Genomic DNA, 16,900 nt, shown 5'->3' with positions numbered 1-16,900 from the left:
AGCGCCCCGGAACGGAAGTCCCTGCGGGACATTGTGACAACATCGATCACAATTTCTTACAGGAGGCCTTCATGGGACGCGGCATTTTGCTCTGGTTGCTCGGTATTCCGATCCCGATCATCATTCTGATCATGCTGTTCGTACGGTAGGGGGCTTCCATGCAGTCCACCCTATCGGCTGTCGACGTTTCCACTTCAACAGAATCCTCCTCCACCGCCGTCAGTTGGGGACCGATCATAGCCGGTGCCTTCGCGGCTTCGACGTTGACCTTCATCCTCATGCTGCTCGGTTCGGGGCTGGGATTGACCATGGTGTCGCCATGGTCGGGATCCGGCGCATCTGTCACCACTTTCGCGGCGTCCACCGCCGTCTGGCTTGTCATCGTGCAATGGCTGTCCTCCGGTGTCGGAGGCTATCTTGCCGGGCGGCTGCGCACCAAATGGGTCGGCATCCACACCGACGAAGTGTATTTCCGTGACACCGCCCACGGCTTTCTTGCCTGGGCGCTGGCCACCTTGCTCGTCGTCGGCGTGCTTGGCTCCGCCCTTTCCGCAGCGATCGGTTCAGGCGTGCAGGCGGTGTCCACCGTCGCCTCTGGCGCTGCCATGGGTGCATCGGCGGGGGCTTCGGCCGATGCCGGCGGCGCCTCGGTCGACAATGCGACATCCTACCTTGTGGATTCGCTGTTCCGTCCGGCCGATCCGGGCAGGCTGGCTGCCGCCAATCCAGACAGCGATACCGCCGCGACCGGGCAGGCCTCGCGCATCCTGATCGCCGGTGCGGCGGCAGGCGAGGTTTCGGCAGACGACAAGACCTACCTGTCGCAACTCGTCGCCGCTCGCACCGGTCTTTCGGAAGCAGATGCCAAGGCGCGGGTGGATGCGATCATCGCCAGGGCTCAGGACGCCAAGGTCAAGGCGCAGCAGGCCGCCGACACTGCCAGGAAGGCCGGTGCGACATTTGCCCTGCTTGGTGCGCTGTCGCTGGCCATCGGCGCCTTCATCGCCAGTGCTGCCGCGGCCCTTGGGGGCAGGCAGCGCGACGATGAGGAAGCGGTTTTTCTCACCAGCCGCTGAAGCGGCTCAGCATTGAAAAGCAAAAGCCCGGCCTTGCGCCGGGCTTTTGTGTTTGGGTCAGTCGCGCCGTGGCGAAATCAGTGATCCATGGCCTTGACGATCTCTTCGGTCATCTTCTTGGCATCGCCGAGCAGCATCATGGTGCCGTCCTTGTAGAACAGCGTGTTGTCGATGCCGGCATAGCCGGAGCCGAGCGAGCGCTTGACGAACAGGCAGGTGCGGGCCTTGTCGACGTCGAGGATCGGCATGCCGTAGATCGGCGACGACTTGTCGTCGCGCGCGGACGGGTTGGTGACGTCGTTGGCGCCGATGACATAGGCGACATCGGCCTGCGCGAATTCCGAGTTGATGTCCTCGAGTTCGAACACTTCGTCGTAGGGCACATTGGCTTCGGCGAGCAGCACGTTCATGTGGCCGGGCATGCGGCCGGCGACCGGGTGAATGGCGTACTTCACGTCGACGCCATTAGCCTTGAGCTTGTCGGCCATTTCGCGCAGCGCGTGCTGCGCCTGGGCAACCGCCATGCCGTAGCCCGGCACGATGATGACTTTCTGGGCGTTCATCATGAGGTAGGCGGCATCGTCAGCGGAACCCTGCTTGACCGTGCGTTCGATGCCGTCATCGGCGGCCGCTGCCGTCTCGCCGCCGAAGCCGCCGAGAATGACCGAGATGAAGCTTCGGTTCATGCCTTTGCACATGATATAGGACAGGATCGCGCCGGATGAGCCGACCAGCGCACCGGTGATGATCAGCGCCAGATTGCCGAGCGTGAAGCCCAGCGCCGCCGCCGCCCAGCCCGAATAGGAGTTGAGCATCGAGACGACGACCGGCATGTCGGCGCCGCCGATCGGGATGATGAGAAGGACGCCAAGGGCGAGCGAGGCGGCGACAATCAGCCAGAAGACCAGCTTTGACTCGGTGGTGACCAGCAGCACGATCAGCACGACGAGCGCGATGGCGAGTGCCGCGTTGATGAAGTGGCGTCCGCCGATCATGATCGGCTTGCCGGACATGCGGCCATCGAGCTTGAGGAAGGCGATGACCGAGCCGGTGAAGGTGATGGCGCCGATGGCGACGCCAAGGCTCATCTCGATCAGCGCCTGGGCATGGATGTCGCCATCCGTGCCGATGCCGAAGCTTTCCGGCGCATAGATGGCGGCGGCCGCCACCATGACGGCGGCGAGGCCGACCAGCGAGTGGAAGGCGGCGACCAGCTGCGGCATCGAGGTCATGGCGATGCGGCGCGCGGTGACGGCGCCGACGCCGCCGCCGATGGCCAGGCCGAGCACGATCAGGCCGAAGCGGCCGGCCGAGGGGGTTGCCAGCGCCAATGTGGTGGCGATGGCGATGCCCATGCCGATCATGCCGTAGAGATTGCCCTGGCGGCTGGTGGTCGGATGCGACAGGCCGCGCAGCGCCATGATGAACAGGACGCCGGAGACGAGGTAGAGGAAGGACGCGAAGTTGGCGTTCATGGCGCTCTACTTGTCCTTCTTCTTGTACATGGCCAGCATGCGCTGGGTGACGAGGAAGCCGCCGAAGATGTTGACCGACACCAGCATCAGCGCGACGAAGCCGAAGCCGGCGGCGACGCCGGAAGCAGCAATGCCGACGGCAAGCAGCGCGCCGACGACGATGACCGAGGAGATGGCGTTGGTGACGGCCATCAGCGGCGTATGCAGTGCGGGGGTCACCGACCAGACGACATAGTAGCCGACGAAGATCGCCAGCACGAAGATGGCGAAGCGGAAGACGAAGGGATCGATGGCGCCGCCGGACAGCGCGTGCGCGGCATCACCCGCCGCGTCGGCACCACCAGGCGCGGTTGCCATGTTTTGCACCGCCAGCCGAACCGCGGCGGAGGCCTGGTCGAGCTGGTCGAGGGCTTTCTGCAGGGTCTGATCCATCACGCGATCCCTTTCGGCTTCGACGAGGGCGACTTGGATGCGGCCGCCTTCTTGGGCGCGGCTTTCTTGGGCGAAGCGTCGGCGACCATGGTCTTGGCCGGGATCGCCGCCGGCTCGACATGGGGCTGCTGGTCAGCCTTCACGAATGCCGGATGAACCACCTTGCCGCCGTCGGTCAGCATCGTTGCCTTGACCAGATCGTCGTCCCGGTTGAAGGCAAGCGTTTTCGTCGTCTTGTCGACCAGCGTTTCGAGGAAGGCGAAGAGGTTCCGGGCATAAAGCAGCGATGCCGACGCCGCGATGCGGCCGGGCACATTGAGATGGCCGACAATCTTGACGTTGTTGGCGGTGGTGACGACCTTGCCGGCTTCGGCGCCCTCGACATTGCCGCCGCGCTCGACCGCCAGATCGACGAGAACCGAGCCTGGCTTCATCGAGGCGACCATGGCCGCTGAGACCAGCTTGGGCGCCGGTCGGCCGGGAATAAGCGCGGTGGTGATAACGATATCCTGCTTGGCGATGTGCTCTGATGTGAGTGCCGCCTGCTTGGCCTGGTATTCCTTAGACATCTCCTTGGCGTAGCCGCCGGCTGTTTCGGCGGCCTTGAACTCGTCGTCCTCTACGGCGAGGAACTTTGCGCCGAGCGAGGCGACCTGTTCCTTGGCGGCGGGGCGAACGTCGGTGGCGGTGACGACCGCGCCAAGCCGGCGCGCGGTGGCGATCGCCTGCAGGCCGGCGACACCGACGCCCATGATGAAGACCTTCGCCGCCGGCACCGTGCCGGCCGCCGTCATCATCATCGGCAAGGCGCGGTCATATTCCGAAGCCCCGTCGATCACCGCCTGGTAGCCGGCCAAATTGGCCTGCGAGGACAAAACGTCCATCGACTGCGCGCGGGTGATGCGCGGCATGAATTCCATCGAGAAGGCGGTGACACCGGCCTTGGCCAGGGCTGCCACAGCGGCATCGTTGCCGTAGGGATCCATGATGGCGATGACGGCGGCGCCGGGTTTGTAGCTCTTCAGCTCGGCATCGCCGGGCCGACGCACCTTCAGCACGACATCGGCCTTGGCGACATCGGAAGCCTTGCCGATCGTGGCTCCTGCCTTGGAAAACTCCTCGTCGGGGATGCGCGACCGCGTGCCGGCGCCGGCCTCGACGACGACGTCGAAGCCCAACGCCGCCAGCCGTTTCACCGTATCGGGCGAGGCCGCGACGCGCGGCTCATTGGCATCGAGCTCACGAGGGATGAAAACCGTCTGTCCCACCGCATGATCCTTTCGGCCGGAAGCTATTTCCCGCAAGACGCCGGCCGGCCTCGCGGCGGCGCCGTGGACAAGGTGTCGGAAAATCTATCGGAGGATAAAGGCGCCGACGGCCATAATCAGCACGAACAGGATGGTCGCCGAGAAGAAGCCGCCCGCGAAGAAGCCGAAGGCCATCGCCAGAAGCAGGGCTCCGCAGAAAAGCGATCCGTATTTGGCCAGCGCGAGAAAGCCCGCATAGGTGCGGTCATGCTCGGCATAGTCCATCTTCGCGCCCAGTTCGACAGGACCGGTCGGCGAGTGATCAGCCATAGGAATACCCCTTCGAAGACATCTTTCAGGCACATAGCGAAAAGCCGGGCCGAGAGCAATGGCGCTATTGCCGCACAACAGCGGACAACTGCCTCAAAGAAAGGTTGAAGCCGGCTGCCAACGCGCGACGGAGTCCGATCGCTGGATTCTGATGCTTGATGCGGAAAGATGCTTCGAAGGCAGACGCTTGCGTGGCCTAAGCCGGCGCCCTCAGCCGGCTAGATGCGGAAATAGCCCGAGCAACCCGACGACGATCAGATAGAGCGCGACGATGTAGTTCAACAGCCTTGGCATGACCAGGATCAGCACGCCGGCGATCAGCGAGATGAGCGGGGTGAGCGCAAGTGTGGAAATGGTCATGACGGGTTCCTTTGGCATATCCGTGGATTCGGCGACCAATAGCGAGGACGACAAGGCGCCGAGCCATCAGAACGCGTATCCGGCCGGAAAGCTCCAGTGGTTCTGCGAAACGCCTAATCTCAGGCGGCTTCGCGAAAATATTTGGCAGTCGGCAGGATGGTCAGCGGCGCCAATTCTCCAGCACCAGGTGTCTCGAACAGCATACGCTGCTCCAGAGATGTGGATCGGAAAAATGGAAAGCGCGAGAACGACCGCTCGCGAATGGCAGCGACATTGGCGCGATAGAGCACGACCTTGTAGTTCAGGCCTGGATAGTCGCGCAGCTCGCCGATCTGCTCAGAACAGTAGATACGACGGTAGAAACCCGCATGTTCGGGCCGGATAGTCGAGAGACAGTAAGGTGCGTCGAAGTAGAAGCAGGCCATTCCGGCAAGGCGCAGCGTCAGGTACGGGATCTGCGGATAGACCTTCGACCAGTCTGGGTCGGCAGCAAAGCGGCTCGGATCGGCAAAGTGCGCCCCGGCAGCCAGCATCGGGCGCAGGATGTCGCCGTAGACAGTTGTAGACGGCGATTGCGGCGTGGCCCGGCAGGCATGATGAATGCGCACCGTGGAGACCAGGATGCCGTCAATATAGACGCCGAACTTGGAACAATTTTCAGCTTCGTCGAGCTCGTCATGCACAATATGCTCCGGGTTTTCCGGCACCATATCATTCAAGCGATAGGATTTGTAGCGTAACCTATAGATGTCTTCGAGATCCTCTCCCTTGTCGCAGCGGCGATATTCCGTCCGCTCAAGCATCGCTGAAACATTGCGGGCGAAACTCGACATGCTGTCGGGCGAATTTTCTTCACCCCCGCCCGCCACATGGCCAAGCGCTTCCAACTGCACATCCATACTCAAACCCTCGTAAGTTTCCGCCGCAGTTCAACCTACGACGGGACCCTGAGATGTAAAAGATGAAAATGGAGCACACGTCGTTTACCGATCATTAACGTTAACGATCCGTAAATTTTTATGAAAAGGCGACACTCTTCCCGGCACCGGTCAGCGGCGTGCGGCTCTCTTGGCTGTATTGATGTCCTTGGCGAAGGGCCATACCGTGTTCGACATGGACTCGATGCCGGAAGCGCTGAGCGCCGAACCGAACAGGAACCCCTGGACAAGGTCGGGCTTGACCTGCAGCGCCAGTATCTTGAGCTGCTCGAAGGTCTCTACACCCTCGACGGTGACCGAAAGCCCCAGTGGCCGCGATAGGTTGACGATACCCTTGAGCAGCTCGAGCGAACGGGGGTTCTGGGTGACGTCCATCAGGAACGAGCGGTCGATCTTGATCTTGTCGAGCGGCAGTTTGTGCAGATAGCTCAGGCTCGAATAGCCGGTGCCGAAATCGTCGAGCGCAATGCGTACGCCGATCTGCTTCAGCTCCTCGATATACTGGCGCGTCAGCGACTTGTCGTCGAGCAGCGCCGTTTCGGTGACCTCGATCTCGAGCCGGGAGGCGGCGAGGCCGGAGCCGGCCAACGCATCGCGAACCTTCTGGATGACGTCGCGGTTGCGGAAATCCTTGGCCGAGAGATTGACCGAGACGCTGGTCTGGTCCGGCCATTTGGCGCATTCGGCGCAGGCTGCCTGCAGCACGAATGTGCTGATCTCGGAAATGATGCCCATTTCCTCGGCCAAAGGAATGAAGATGCTGGGCGAGATCGGCCCGAGATCGGGATGATCCCACCGGCACAACGCCTCGCAGCTGGCGATACGCATGGTGCTCATCGCCACGATCGGCTGATAGACCACCCTCAAGCCCTTGCTTTCCACGGCTGTACGCAGGTCCGCCTTCATCAGCTGACGGTTGCGGAAGGCGGCATCCATCGAGGCTTCGAACAGCCGCCAGCTGTTCTTGCCGAGCTCCTTGGCCTTGTAGAGCGCCAGGTCCGCCTTGACGATCATGGCGTCGACATCGGTATCCTTGACCCGTGACAGCACCGCGCCGCCGCTGGCCTGAATGCGCAGCCCGTGACCGGCGACGTCGACTTCCCCTTGCAGGCCGGCGAAAATCTCGTCGAGCTGGCTGGTCAGATGGCTCTCGTCCTCGACGCGGTCGAAGAAGATCATGAACTCGTCGCCACCGAAACGGCTGACCGTGATATCTTGCCTGGCAATGGCGGCAAGCCGCTCGGCAACGGCATAGATCAAGCCATCGCCGATCGGATGGCCAAGCGTGTCGTTGACGCTCTTGAAATCGTCGAGGTCGAGCACCGCAAGGCCGCAGAGGCGATCGCGATCGCCGGATACCATGGCCTCGCCGACCAGTTCATGGAAATAGGCGCGGTTGGGAAGGCCGGTGAGGTTGTCGTAACGTGCCATGAAGCGGATCTTGTCTTCCGCCTCGACACGGGCGGTGACGTCCTCGAAGGTGATGACGCCCAGTTCCTGGCTGCCTTCGCGAGCCGAGAACTCGTAATGCTGGCCGTTGGCGAGGGAAACCAGCACCTTGCGGTCGCGGCCCTCGCGCAGGGCACGCGTCAGTTGGGCCTCGATGTAGCGGCAATCCTTGGGCGCCAGCATGCCGCCGGCGACACCGCGCATCAACAGACCATGGATCGACCGGCCGAGCAGCGCGTCGGGCGACTTGAGCGACATCAGATGCGCGGCCTCGGCATTGGCCACCGCGACGCGGCCGTCCGGGCCGAGCATGACAAGGCCGTGCGACATGGTGTTGAGCGCTCGGTTGAAGCGCTGGGCGATGCGATTGGCCTTTTTTTCCTCGGACAGGGCGGCGAAGAGCACCTCGCGGACCAGATCGGCGAAGCGCTTGATGGCAAAAAGAAATGGCGCCGAAAGCAGGCCGAGAATGAAGTGATAGGGATCGCCCCGCAGGATGAAGCCCAGCGAGATCGGCCAAGTCATGGTCATAATGAAGATCACGACCATCCTGGGCGAACCATAGTTGCGGCCAGCAATAGACGTGGCGGAGGCAAGCGTCACGCAGACGGCAGCTATTTCCGCGAATGGGTCATAGGCAAGATAGATGCCGACAAAGCAAAAGGCACCAAGCATGAAGCCATGCATCGAGCCGTACAGTATGTAGTCGTTCTCGCGGCGACGCGCCTCTTCCCAATTTTGAGGCGAAGGAGCGTGACGATATTTCCTGATGTTGCGAAGACGAAGGAAGGCGACGGCCAGCAGTCCGAGTGTGACGGCGAGATAGGCCGGATCCATGGTTTTCCAGTAAACCAGCACGACCAGCAGGGTTTGGGCAAAGAATCCTATCGAAAGCGTCAACCCGTCGCGAAACAAGGTTTCCACGAACGGAATGTAGACGTCGACCGGAATCTCGTTCTTCTTTATCAGATTCAACGCCTGAATCCCAACCCTGGGGAGCCAAGCAGTGCCACATCCGCCTTAAGAAAGATTTAGAGAGGCCCCGCCGCTCCTGCCGTCAAGCCGGGTGACGCAACGGAAAGCAAGGAAACTGTCGTTCAGGTAAACAAGGCGTATCGATCATTCCGCGGCCTGAAGTTTCGGCCGCGCCGGCGTACTCGATAGGCGTTCGAGCAGCCTTTGGCGTTCGCTCGAAGCCTTGTCGGCGCTGGCTCGACGGACGTGACCATAGCCGCGAATGAGGGCCGGCACCGAGGCCAGCGCAACGGCCGCATCGACCCTGGCCGGGGCCAGCGATCCGGCGATGAGCTCCAGATCCGCCTCATACTGCGCCAGCAGCCGTCGCTCCATGCGCCGTTCGGCGGTATAGCCGAACAGGTCGAAGGCGGTGCCGCGCAGGCCCCTCATCGCCGCCAGCACGCGAAAACCCTTCATCATCCACGGGCCGAAGCTCGATTTCCGGGGGCTTCCGTCATTGCCGCGACGGCCCATGATCGGCGGCGCGAGGTGGAATTCGAGCCTTTCGTAGCTCTGGAACTGCTTGCCCAGTTCGGCGGCGAAAGAGCCGTCGGTATAGAGCCGCGCCACCTCGTATTCGTCCTTGATCGCCATCAGCTTGAACAGGTTCCTGGCGGCGGCCTGCGATACCGTGGTCGACCCGGGTATGGCCTTCGCTTCGGCGGCGCACAAAACGGCCAGTTTTTCGGCATAACGCCTGCCATAGGCGGCGTTCTGATAGGCTGTCAGGAAGGCGACGCGGCGGGCGATGATATCGTCCAGAGTCTCGGCGACATCCGTGCCCGGGCCGGCCTTTCCAGCCACGGCTGGACCCGGCTGGGCAACGAGGCCGCGCACGAATTCCGGCTGATGGGCAGCGCGACGTCCCCAGCGGAACGCGGCGACGTTCATCGCCACGGCTTCGCCATTGAGCTCGATCGCCTTCTCGACCGCCTCGGCGGATAGCGGCAGCCCGCCATGCTGGAAGGCAAAGCCGAGCATGAACATGTTGGCGCCGAGCGAGTTGCCGAAAAGTGCCGTGGCGGTGCGGGTGGCGTCGAAGAAATGCGCCTTGTCGTCGCCCGCGGCCGCACGGATCGCCTTTTTCAGCCGCTCTATCGGCAACGAAAAATCCGCCGAGCGGGCAAATTCGCCAGGCATGATCTCGGCGGTGTTGGCGACGAAGATGGTGTGGCCCTCGCGCACCGCGGTCAGCACCTTCTTGGCGCCCGACACGACGAGATCGCAGCCAAGCACCAGATCGGCCTTGCCGGCCGAAACGCGGATGGCATGGATGTCGTCGGGGGTGCGGGCGATGCGGACATGCGTGAACACCGAGCCACCCTTCTGGGCGAGGCCGGCCATGTCGATCATGCCGCAGCCCTTGTCCTCGAGATGCGCCGCCATGCCGAGCACCGCACCGACGGTGACGACGCCGGTGCCGCCGACGCCGTCGATGATCGCCGCCCAGCCCTGCTCGCCAAGCGGGAATTGCGCAGGCACAGGCACGCCTTCCAGCGGATCGGCCTTGCCGGCCAGGCCCTCGGCCTTGCGGATCTTGGCGCCGTGCACAGTGACGAAGGACGGGCAGAAGCCGTTGACGCAGGAGAAATCCTTGTTGCAGCTCGACTGATCGATCTTGCGCTTGCGGCCGAATTCGGTCTCGACCGGCTGGATCGAGACGCAGTTCGACTGCACGCCGCAATCGCCGCAGCCCTCGCAGACCAGCTCGTTGATGAAGACCCGCTTGTCGGGATCGGGGAAGGTGCCGCGCTTGCGGCGGCGGCGTTTTTCGGCGGCGCAGGTCTGGTCGTAGAGCAGCACGGAGACGCCTTTGACATCGCGCAGCTCGCGCTGGACGAGATCGAGGTCGTCGCGGTGATGGATGGTGGCGCCGGCCGGGAATTCGGCCTTGCCGGCATATTTGCCGGGCTCATCTGTGACGATGGCGATGCGGTCGACGCCTTCGGCGCGCACCTGCCTGGCGATCATGTCGACGGTCAGGCCGCCTTCGTGCGGCTGGCCGCCGGTCATGGCGACGGCGTCATTGTAGAGTATCTTGTAGGTGATGTTGGCATCGCTCGACAGCGCGAAGCGGATCGCCAGCGTACCGGAATGGTTGTAGGTGCCGTCGCCGAGATTCTGGAAGATGTGCTCGCGCTTGGAGAACGGCGCCTGGCCGACCCATTGCGCGCCCTCGCCGCCCATGGCCGTGAAACCGACGGTGTTGCGGTCCATCCACAGCGCCATGAAGTGGCAGCCGATGCCGGCCGCGGCGATAGAGCCGTCCGGCACCTTGGTGGACGAATTATGCGGGCAACCGGAACAGAAGAACGGTGTGCGCGAGCCGATGTCGGTGGCCTCGGTGAGCATTGCCTGGAACTGGCGCAGCTTCGCCACCCGCGCCGAAATCTCTTCGGACGGGCCGATGGTCCTGACGATCCTCTCGCCAAGCGCAATGGCGATCTCGTTGGGATCGAGCGCGCCCTTGGCCGGAAACAGCCAGTCGCCGCGCTCGTCCTTCTTGCCGATAATGACCGGTTGGGTGGCAGTGCCATAAAGGCTTTCGCGCAGCTGCACTTCGATCAGCGAGCGCTTCTCCTCGACGACGACAATGGTGTCGAGGCCGCGGGCGAAATCGGCGATGTGATGCAGGTCGAGCGGCCAGGGGCAGCCGACCTTGAACAGCCGCACGCCGATGCGGTTGGCGGCCGCCTCGTCGATGCCGATGTCCTCCAGCGCCTGACGGACATCGAGATAGCTCTTGCCCAGCGTGATGATGCCGATCTTCGGGTTGCGGCCGCCCGAATAGACGGTGCGGTTCAGCCCGTTGGCAAGGATGAAGGCGGAAGCCGCGGCGCGCTTGTGCTCATGCAGCCGCTCCTCCTGACCGAGCATATCGATCTCGTGGCGAATGTTCAGACCGCCTGATGGCATGTCGAAATCCGGCACGACGATGTTCAGCCGCTCGAGCGAGGCATCGACCGAGGCCGTCGATTCGATGTTGTCCTTGACGCATTTGATCGCCGCCCAGGTACCGGCAAAGCGCGACATGGCAAAGCCGTAGAGCCCGTAATCGATGATCTCCTGGACACCGGCGGGATTGAGGATCGGCACCATCGTGTCGACGAACAGGAATTCGGTGGCGTGCGCATTGGTCGAGGATTCGGCCATATGGTCATCGCCCATCAGCGCAAGCACGCCGCCATGCTTCGACGATCCGGCGAGGTTGGCGTGGCGGAACACGTCGCCTGAGCGATCGACACCCGGTCCCTTGCCGTACCAGACCGAAAAGACGCCGTCATGAGTGCCCTCGCCCAGCAGTTCCGTCTGCTGCGTTCCCCAGCAAGCGGTGGCGGCAAGCTCCTCGTTGAGACCCGGCTGGAAGACGATGTCAGCCTGGGCGAGCTGTTTCTTCGCCTTCCAAAGCTGCATGTCGAGGCCGCCGAGCGGCGAACCGCGATAGCCGGAGACGAAGCCGGCCGTGTTCAGGCCGGCGCGGCGATCACGCTCGCGCTGCATCAGCAGCATGCGAATGACCGCCTGCGCGCCAGACAGGAAGATGCGCTCCTTTGCGAGATCGAACTTATCGTCGAGCGCGACGTCGTGCAGCGTCATCAGGCATTTCCTCTGCGGAGGCCACGCGGGGCAGGCAGCCAACGTCGGGGTCGGATGACGCATCCTTTCTCCCCTTGCAAGGCAGGTCAAACAAAATCGCAGATGCCAGGCAACGCGCAACGGACAGTCCGCGGCCATCCTGAATCGGGTATGAAACCGATCCACGGACATTGCCCGGCGCACGAAAATTTCAGCTGCGGCCCGGAGGGCCGCGACGCGTCAGCCGCCCTTCGAGCAATCCGGCTTCGGTTCGCCCGGCAGCTTGCCGTCGGGATGGCCGACGAGATCGGGATTGGCGGTGTAGAGCTGGTCGATGACCAGCGGCTGGTCGGGCAGGATCGACTGGTCTTCCGTCGACATCAGCGTGGTGTCGATCTTCTGCTGGACCGCGCCGTCGGCGCCTTTGATGCTGATGGCAATCGCATAGGGCTTGTTCTTGACGACGCAGGTCAGTGCCGGGCTCTCCAGCGTCACCTTGTCGAGCTTCGGCCAGACCTTCTGCTCGACCACCAGAGGCGCGCCGCCGGCGGGATCCTGGAAGCTGGCGACCGCGACCTGGCCCTCTCCCATCGGCTTCAGCGGCCGCAGGGTCACGACATAAGTCGCCCTTGCGAGGCGGTAGTTGAAGACGAATATCTTGCCGGAAATCTCGAACAGCTTGCCTTCGTCATTGCCGGTATCGCGGCAGGCGCCCAGCGCAACGGCCGCGATGAGTGCCACGCCGACAAGGATCGAACGGGAAAGGCCGCTACGCATTCCTGACCTCATTTTCCGCCATGCGACGGCGACGATAGTGACGGCTTGCCTTCTGCCTGTTGCCACACACCGCCATGTCGCACCAAAGGCGGCTGGAATTGCGGCTTCTGTCGACGAACAGCCAGGTGCAATTGGGACAGATCCTCAGCCTCGCGACGGTGTCGTCACGCAGAAGCGACAACGCCGAAACCGCCAGTGCCGCCTCGAAGGCGATCGGCGTCAGGGGATCACCGAACGGCCTCCCCGGCGCACCGATCTCGGTCCGGCTGCCGGCAAGGCCATCGGCGCAGGCTCTCAGGAATCCGGGCAGATCAGTGGTGGCAACCGCGCCCTTCGACGCCGCTCCACGAAACAGCCGGTCGGTCGCCTCGCGGATCGACAGCACAACGGGTGCGATCGCCACCGCCGAGGATACCGCCAATGGCCTATCGCCAAGTTCGGCAGCGCGAAAGCGGCTCGCCGCATCGGCGAAGCGGGCAATCTCGGCCGGATCGTCGAAGCGATCGAAGGTTCGCCCCGGATCGCCGCGCAGCACGACGGTGTTCGCTGTGTCGAGCGCAAGCAGGCCGCCGGTGAAGCGGTGCGGGGTCCAGGATACCGTCATGGCGAAAATCTAACCTATAAATCGTATTTGACAAGTTAGATTCAGCGATGCACCCTCACTCTGGGCTGTGATGATCTTCGCAGCCTTTTGAGCCTGTCGCTGGCCAGGACCGCTTCGCACTTTTGGGCGGCATGCTTCGAGGTTTTGCATGCTCTATTTCTTCCAGCAGGTGCTGAACGGGCTGCATTCGGGCGCGCTTTATGCGCTGCTCGCCTTTGGCTATGTGCTGACCAACGGCATCCTGCACCGCACCAATCTCGCCTATGGCGCATTGTTCGCCTTTTGCGGCCAGACGATGATCCTGACCGCGGCCTTCGGCTATCAGATGCTGTGGCTGACGCTGCTGGCGGCGGTGGCGCTCGGCGTCGTCGCTGCGTTCCTCTATGCCGCGCTGATCAGCCACGTGCTGTCGCGCAGTGTCTTCGAACCTTTGGCCGACCGCACGCCCAATGCAATTGTGGTGACGACGCTCGGCATCCTGCTGCTGCTGTCCGAAGCGAGCCGCATCGCCGCCGACACGCATGATCTGTGGCTCCCGCCGATGCTGGCGCAGCCTATCGTTTTCGCGCAGGGCGCCACCTTCACGGCAACGCTGACGCTCATCCAGCTCATCGACTGCGCCGTGGTAGTGGCGGCAATCGCGCTGGCCAGCTGGGCATTTGCCCGGTCGAGCTTCGGACGGCGCTGGCGCGCCGTCTCCGACGACCCCAAGGCAGCCGCGATGTGCGGCGTCGACGTACGCGCGGTGTTCCGGCACGCGGTGCTGTTCGGCGGCTTCTGCGCCGCGCTGGCCGGTGTGATGGCCGGGCTCTATTACGGCAATGTCAGCTTCGGCTCGGGCCTCGTCTACGGCCTGAAAATCCTGTTCGTGACGGCGGTCGGCGGCTATCTCTCGCCATTGCGCGCGGCACTCGGCGCGGCCGCCTTCGGCATGGCCGAATCGCTGTGGGCCGGCTATTTCCCGGTCGAATGGCGCGACGCGTGGATGTATCTGTTCCTGGTCACGACGCTGATCCTGATCGGCGCCGGCCGCGACACCGGCAAAATCGCCTGAAACGTCAGACTTTGGTTGCATGACGCCAGGGCAGATCGCCGGTATTGGGCACTGTCTGCCATGCGATGATATTTGCTCCCTCTATCCTTGTTGACCCGTCAGTCCACGCGCGGCATACCGTTGGACCACGCGGCGTGACGGACAAAAGGGGGAAGCCGGCACGCCTCCGGTACAAGGGAGGAATGCATGGCAGGGCTTCTTGCTCTATCCAGGACAATTGATCGCGCCAACGAATTCATCGGCAAGTGGATATCGTGGCTGATCCTGCTGGCGATCCTGGTGAGCGCCGCCAACGCCATTATCCGCAAGGTGTTCGACATATCCTCGAACGCCTGGCTCGAACTGCAATGGTATCTGTTCGGCGCCGCCTTCATGCTGGCCGCCGCCTATACGCTGAAGCAGAACGAACATATCCGCATCGACGTCGTCTACGGCCTGTTTTCACGCCGCGTGCAGCACTGGATCGACCTGCTCGGGCATCTCTTTTTCCTGATGCCGTTCGTGACGTTGATGGTGATCTATTTCGTGCCCTATGTGTCGCTGTCGTTTCGCAGCGGCGAGATGTCCAACAATTCCGGTGGTCTGATCATCTGGCCGGCCAAGGCCATCCTGCTCGTCGGTTTTTTCCTGCTCGCGCTGCAGGGCATCTCCGAGATCATCAAGAAGATCGCCATCATGCGCGGCGACATGGACGATCCCAATCCGTTCATTTCCGTGCATGAACAGGCCGAACTCGAAGCCAAGGCGCTGGCCGACGAGGTGCGCTCGTGATGGAGTTCATCGCGCAGAACATGGCGCCGATCATGTTCGCTTCGCTGATCATCTTCCTGCTGATCGGCTACCCCGTCGCTTTTTCCCTGGCCGCCAACGGCTTGATGTTCTTCTTCATCGGCGTGCTGCTGTCGCCTTATTCCGGAGGATCGATCAACCTCGCCTGGCCGCTCCTGCACGCATTGCCGGATAATTTCTACGGCAGCCGGGTGATGTCGAACGACACGCTGCTGGCCATTCCGTTCTTCACCTTCATGGGCATCGTGCTCGAGCGATCGGGTATGGCCGAAGACCTGCTCGACACGATCGGCCAGCTGTTCGGGCCAATCCGCGGTGGCCTTGCCTATGCGGTGATCTTCGTCGGCGCGCTCTTGGCGGCGACCACCGGCGTGGTGGCGGCTTCCGTCATCGCCATGGGCCTGATCTCGCTGCCGATCATGCTGCGCTATGGCTATGACCGCCGGCTCGCATCCGGTGTCATTGCCGCCTCCGGCACGCTTGCCCAGATCATCCCGCCGTCGCTGGTGCTGATCGTGCTTGCCGACCAGCTCGGCCGTTCGGTCGGCGACATGTATGCCGGCGCGCTGATCCCCGGCCTCGTGCTCACCGTCCTCTATATGTCCTACATCCTGATCATGTCGATCATCCGGCCGAACTCGATGCCGGCGCTGCCGCTCGAGGCCCGTACACTCGGCCATGGCGTGATGTCGCTGCTGGTGGCTTTGCTGGTCACATTAGCGGTTTCCTACGCGGCGTATCGTTATCTGGCGCCGGCGCATGGCGACAATGCCGACATTCTCGGCGCGACTGCCGGAGTCCTGTTCATCTACATCGTCGCCATTGCCGACAAACGCCTGAATTTCAACATGATGTCCAGGCTCGCGCAGCAGGTGATCATCGTGCTGATCCCGCCGCTGGCGCTGATCTTCCTGGTGCTGGGCACCATCTTCCTGGGCATCGCCACGCCGACCGAAGGCGGCGCCATGGGTTCCGTCGGCGCCTTGATCATGGCGGCGGCAAAGGGGCGCTTGTCGCTAGACGTCGTCAAGCAGGCACTGGCCTCGACGACAAGGCTATCGTCCTTCGTGCTTTTCATCCTGATCGGCGCACGGGTGTTCTCACTGACCTTCTACGGCGTCAACGGCCACATCTGGGTCGAGCACCTTTTGACGTCGCTGCCGGGCGGCGAGGTCGGCTTCCTGATCGGCGTCAACATGCTCGTCTTCTTCCTCGCTTTCTTCCTCGACTTCTTCGAATTGGCGTTCATCATCGTACCGCTGCTGGCGCCCGCCGCCGACAAGCTCGGCATCGACCTGATCTGGTTCGGCGTGCTCCTGGGCGTCAACATGCAGACCAGCTTCATGCACCCGCCCTTCGGCTTCGCGCTGTTCTACCTGCGTTCGGTGGCTGCGCGCGTGCCCTATCTCGATCGTCTCACCGGCAAACAAATCGCGCCGGTGACCACCGGACAGATCTATTGGGGCGCGGTGCCCTTTGTCTGCATCCAGGTGATCATGATCGGGTTGACCATCGCCTTCCCGCAAATGGTGATGCACTACAAGGGAACGACCGTCGATCCGGGCACGATCGACTACCAGGTGCCGGAGATGCCCGGCCTGTCGCCGCTCGGCACGCCGCCGGCGGATGGCGCAGCGCCTGCCGGCGGCGGCACGGCTCCCGCCGCCCCCGATCTGTCGCAGCCGCCGAGCTTCGGCGACGCGCCGCCGGCCAAGCCGGCAACGCCACAGCCCGACCTGTCGCAACCGCCAAGCTTCAACTGAACCGGCATGGTCA

Annotated in this window: 14 protein-coding genes; 4 read left to right on the top strand and 10 right to left on the bottom strand. The window is 63.0% G+C overall.

Annotated elements, in window-relative coordinates:
- The first annotated feature begins 158 nt into the window (after positions 1-158).
- Positions 159-1,076 (top strand): hypothetical protein, encoded by a 918-nt coding sequence (locus EOB80_RS29505; RefSeq protein WP_127331422.1) that lies wholly within the window; start codon positions 159-161, stop codon positions 1,074-1,076.
- Between the two features lie 77 nt (positions 1,077-1,153).
- Here the strand turns inward: EOB80_RS29505 and EOB80_RS29500 are convergent, their stop codons facing one another.
- From EOB80_RS29500 to EOB80_RS29455, 10 genes are all read right to left on the bottom strand, one after another.
- The gene (locus tag EOB80_RS29500; RefSeq protein WP_127331420.1) at positions 1,154-2,551 is read right to left on the bottom strand and encodes an NAD(P)(+) transhydrogenase (Re/Si-specific) subunit beta; all 1,398 of its coding nucleotides are present in this window, start codon (positions 2,549-2,551) and stop codon (positions 1,154-1,156) included.
- 6 nt (positions 2,552-2,557) lie between these two features.
- Entirely contained in the window at positions 2,558-2,986 is a 429-nt protein-coding gene (locus EOB80_RS29495) for a proton-translocating transhydrogenase family protein (protein ID WP_206516855.1), read from the bottom strand.
- A complete protein-coding gene (locus EOB80_RS29490) occupies positions 2,983-4,251 on the bottom strand; it encodes a Re/Si-specific NAD(P)(+) transhydrogenase subunit alpha (RefSeq protein ID WP_127331416.1) in 1,269 nt (422 codons plus the stop codon). The genes EOB80_RS29495 and EOB80_RS29490 overlap by 4 nt, the downstream gene beginning before the upstream one ends.
- A gap of 84 nt (positions 4,252-4,335) precedes the next feature.
- Positions 4,336-4,560: an aa3-type cytochrome c oxidase subunit IV gene (locus EOB80_RS29485; RefSeq protein WP_127267396.1), complete on the bottom strand. Its 225-nt coding sequence runs from the start codon at positions 4,558-4,560 to the stop codon at positions 4,336-4,338.
- Between the two features lie 210 nt (positions 4,561-4,770).
- The gene (locus EOB80_RS29480; protein ID WP_013528205.1) at positions 4,771-4,920 is read right to left on the bottom strand and encodes a DUF3096 domain-containing protein; all 150 of its coding nucleotides are present in this window, start codon (positions 4,918-4,920) and stop codon (positions 4,771-4,773) included.
- A 119-nt stretch (positions 4,921-5,039) separates the two neighbouring features.
- Complete coding sequence (locus EOB80_RS29475; protein WP_127267397.1) at positions 5,040-5,819, bottom strand: hypothetical protein; 780 nt, start codon at positions 5,817-5,819, stop codon at positions 5,040-5,042.
- 150 nt (positions 5,820-5,969) lie between these two features.
- Positions 5,970-8,282, bottom strand: coding sequence for an EAL domain-containing protein (locus EOB80_RS29470; RefSeq protein WP_127331414.1), 2,313 nt, complete (start codon positions 8,280-8,282; stop codon positions 5,970-5,972).
- A gap of 144 nt (positions 8,283-8,426) precedes the next feature.
- Positions 8,427-11,921 carry an indolepyruvate ferredoxin oxidoreductase family protein gene (locus EOB80_RS29465; protein ID WP_127331412.1) on the bottom strand — a complete coding sequence of 1,165 codons (3,495 nt, stop codon included), beginning with the start codon at positions 11,919-11,921 and terminating at the stop codon, positions 8,427-8,429.
- A gap of 219 nt (positions 11,922-12,140) precedes the next feature.
- Positions 12,141-12,677, bottom strand: coding sequence for a hypothetical protein (locus EOB80_RS29460; protein ID WP_127331410.1), 537 nt, complete (start codon positions 12,675-12,677; stop codon positions 12,141-12,143).
- On the bottom strand, positions 12,670-13,281 hold the full coding sequence (locus EOB80_RS29455; RefSeq protein ID WP_127271073.1) for a CGNR zinc finger domain-containing protein: 612 nt from the start codon (positions 13,279-13,281) through the stop codon (positions 12,670-12,672). Before EOB80_RS29455 ends, EOB80_RS29460 begins: the two co-directional genes overlap by 8 nt.
- Before the next feature lie 148 nt (positions 13,282-13,429).
- On the opposite strand from EOB80_RS29455, the gene EOB80_RS29450 reads away from it, so the two are divergent.
- The 3 genes from EOB80_RS29450 (at position 13,430) to EOB80_RS29440 (ending at position 16,887) form a co-directional block, all read left to right on the top strand.
- Positions 13,430-14,335, top strand: coding sequence for a branched-chain amino acid ABC transporter permease (locus tag EOB80_RS29450; RefSeq protein ID WP_127321649.1), 906 nt, complete (start codon positions 13,430-13,432; stop codon positions 14,333-14,335).
- Positions 14,336-14,521: 186 nt separating this feature from the next.
- On the top strand, positions 14,522-15,106 hold the full coding sequence (locus EOB80_RS29445; RefSeq protein WP_127266510.1) for a TRAP transporter small permease subunit: 585 nt from the start codon (positions 14,522-14,524) through the stop codon (positions 15,104-15,106).
- Positions 15,103-16,887 carry a TRAP transporter large permease subunit gene (locus EOB80_RS29440; RefSeq protein ID WP_174800303.1) on the top strand — a complete coding sequence of 595 codons (1,785 nt, stop codon included), beginning with the start codon at positions 15,103-15,105 and terminating at the stop codon, positions 16,885-16,887. Before EOB80_RS29445 ends, EOB80_RS29440 begins: the two co-directional genes overlap by 4 nt.
- Positions 16,888-16,900 lie beyond the last annotated feature (13 nt).

This window comes from Mesorhizobium sp. M7A.F.Ca.MR.245.00.0.0 (genome assembly GCF_003997415.1).
GTDB lineage: Bacteria > Pseudomonadota > Alphaproteobacteria > Rhizobiales > Rhizobiaceae > Mesorhizobium.
The sequence above is the reverse complement of the archived record's forward strand: the minus strand, read 5'-3'. Positions and strand labels throughout refer to the sequence as shown.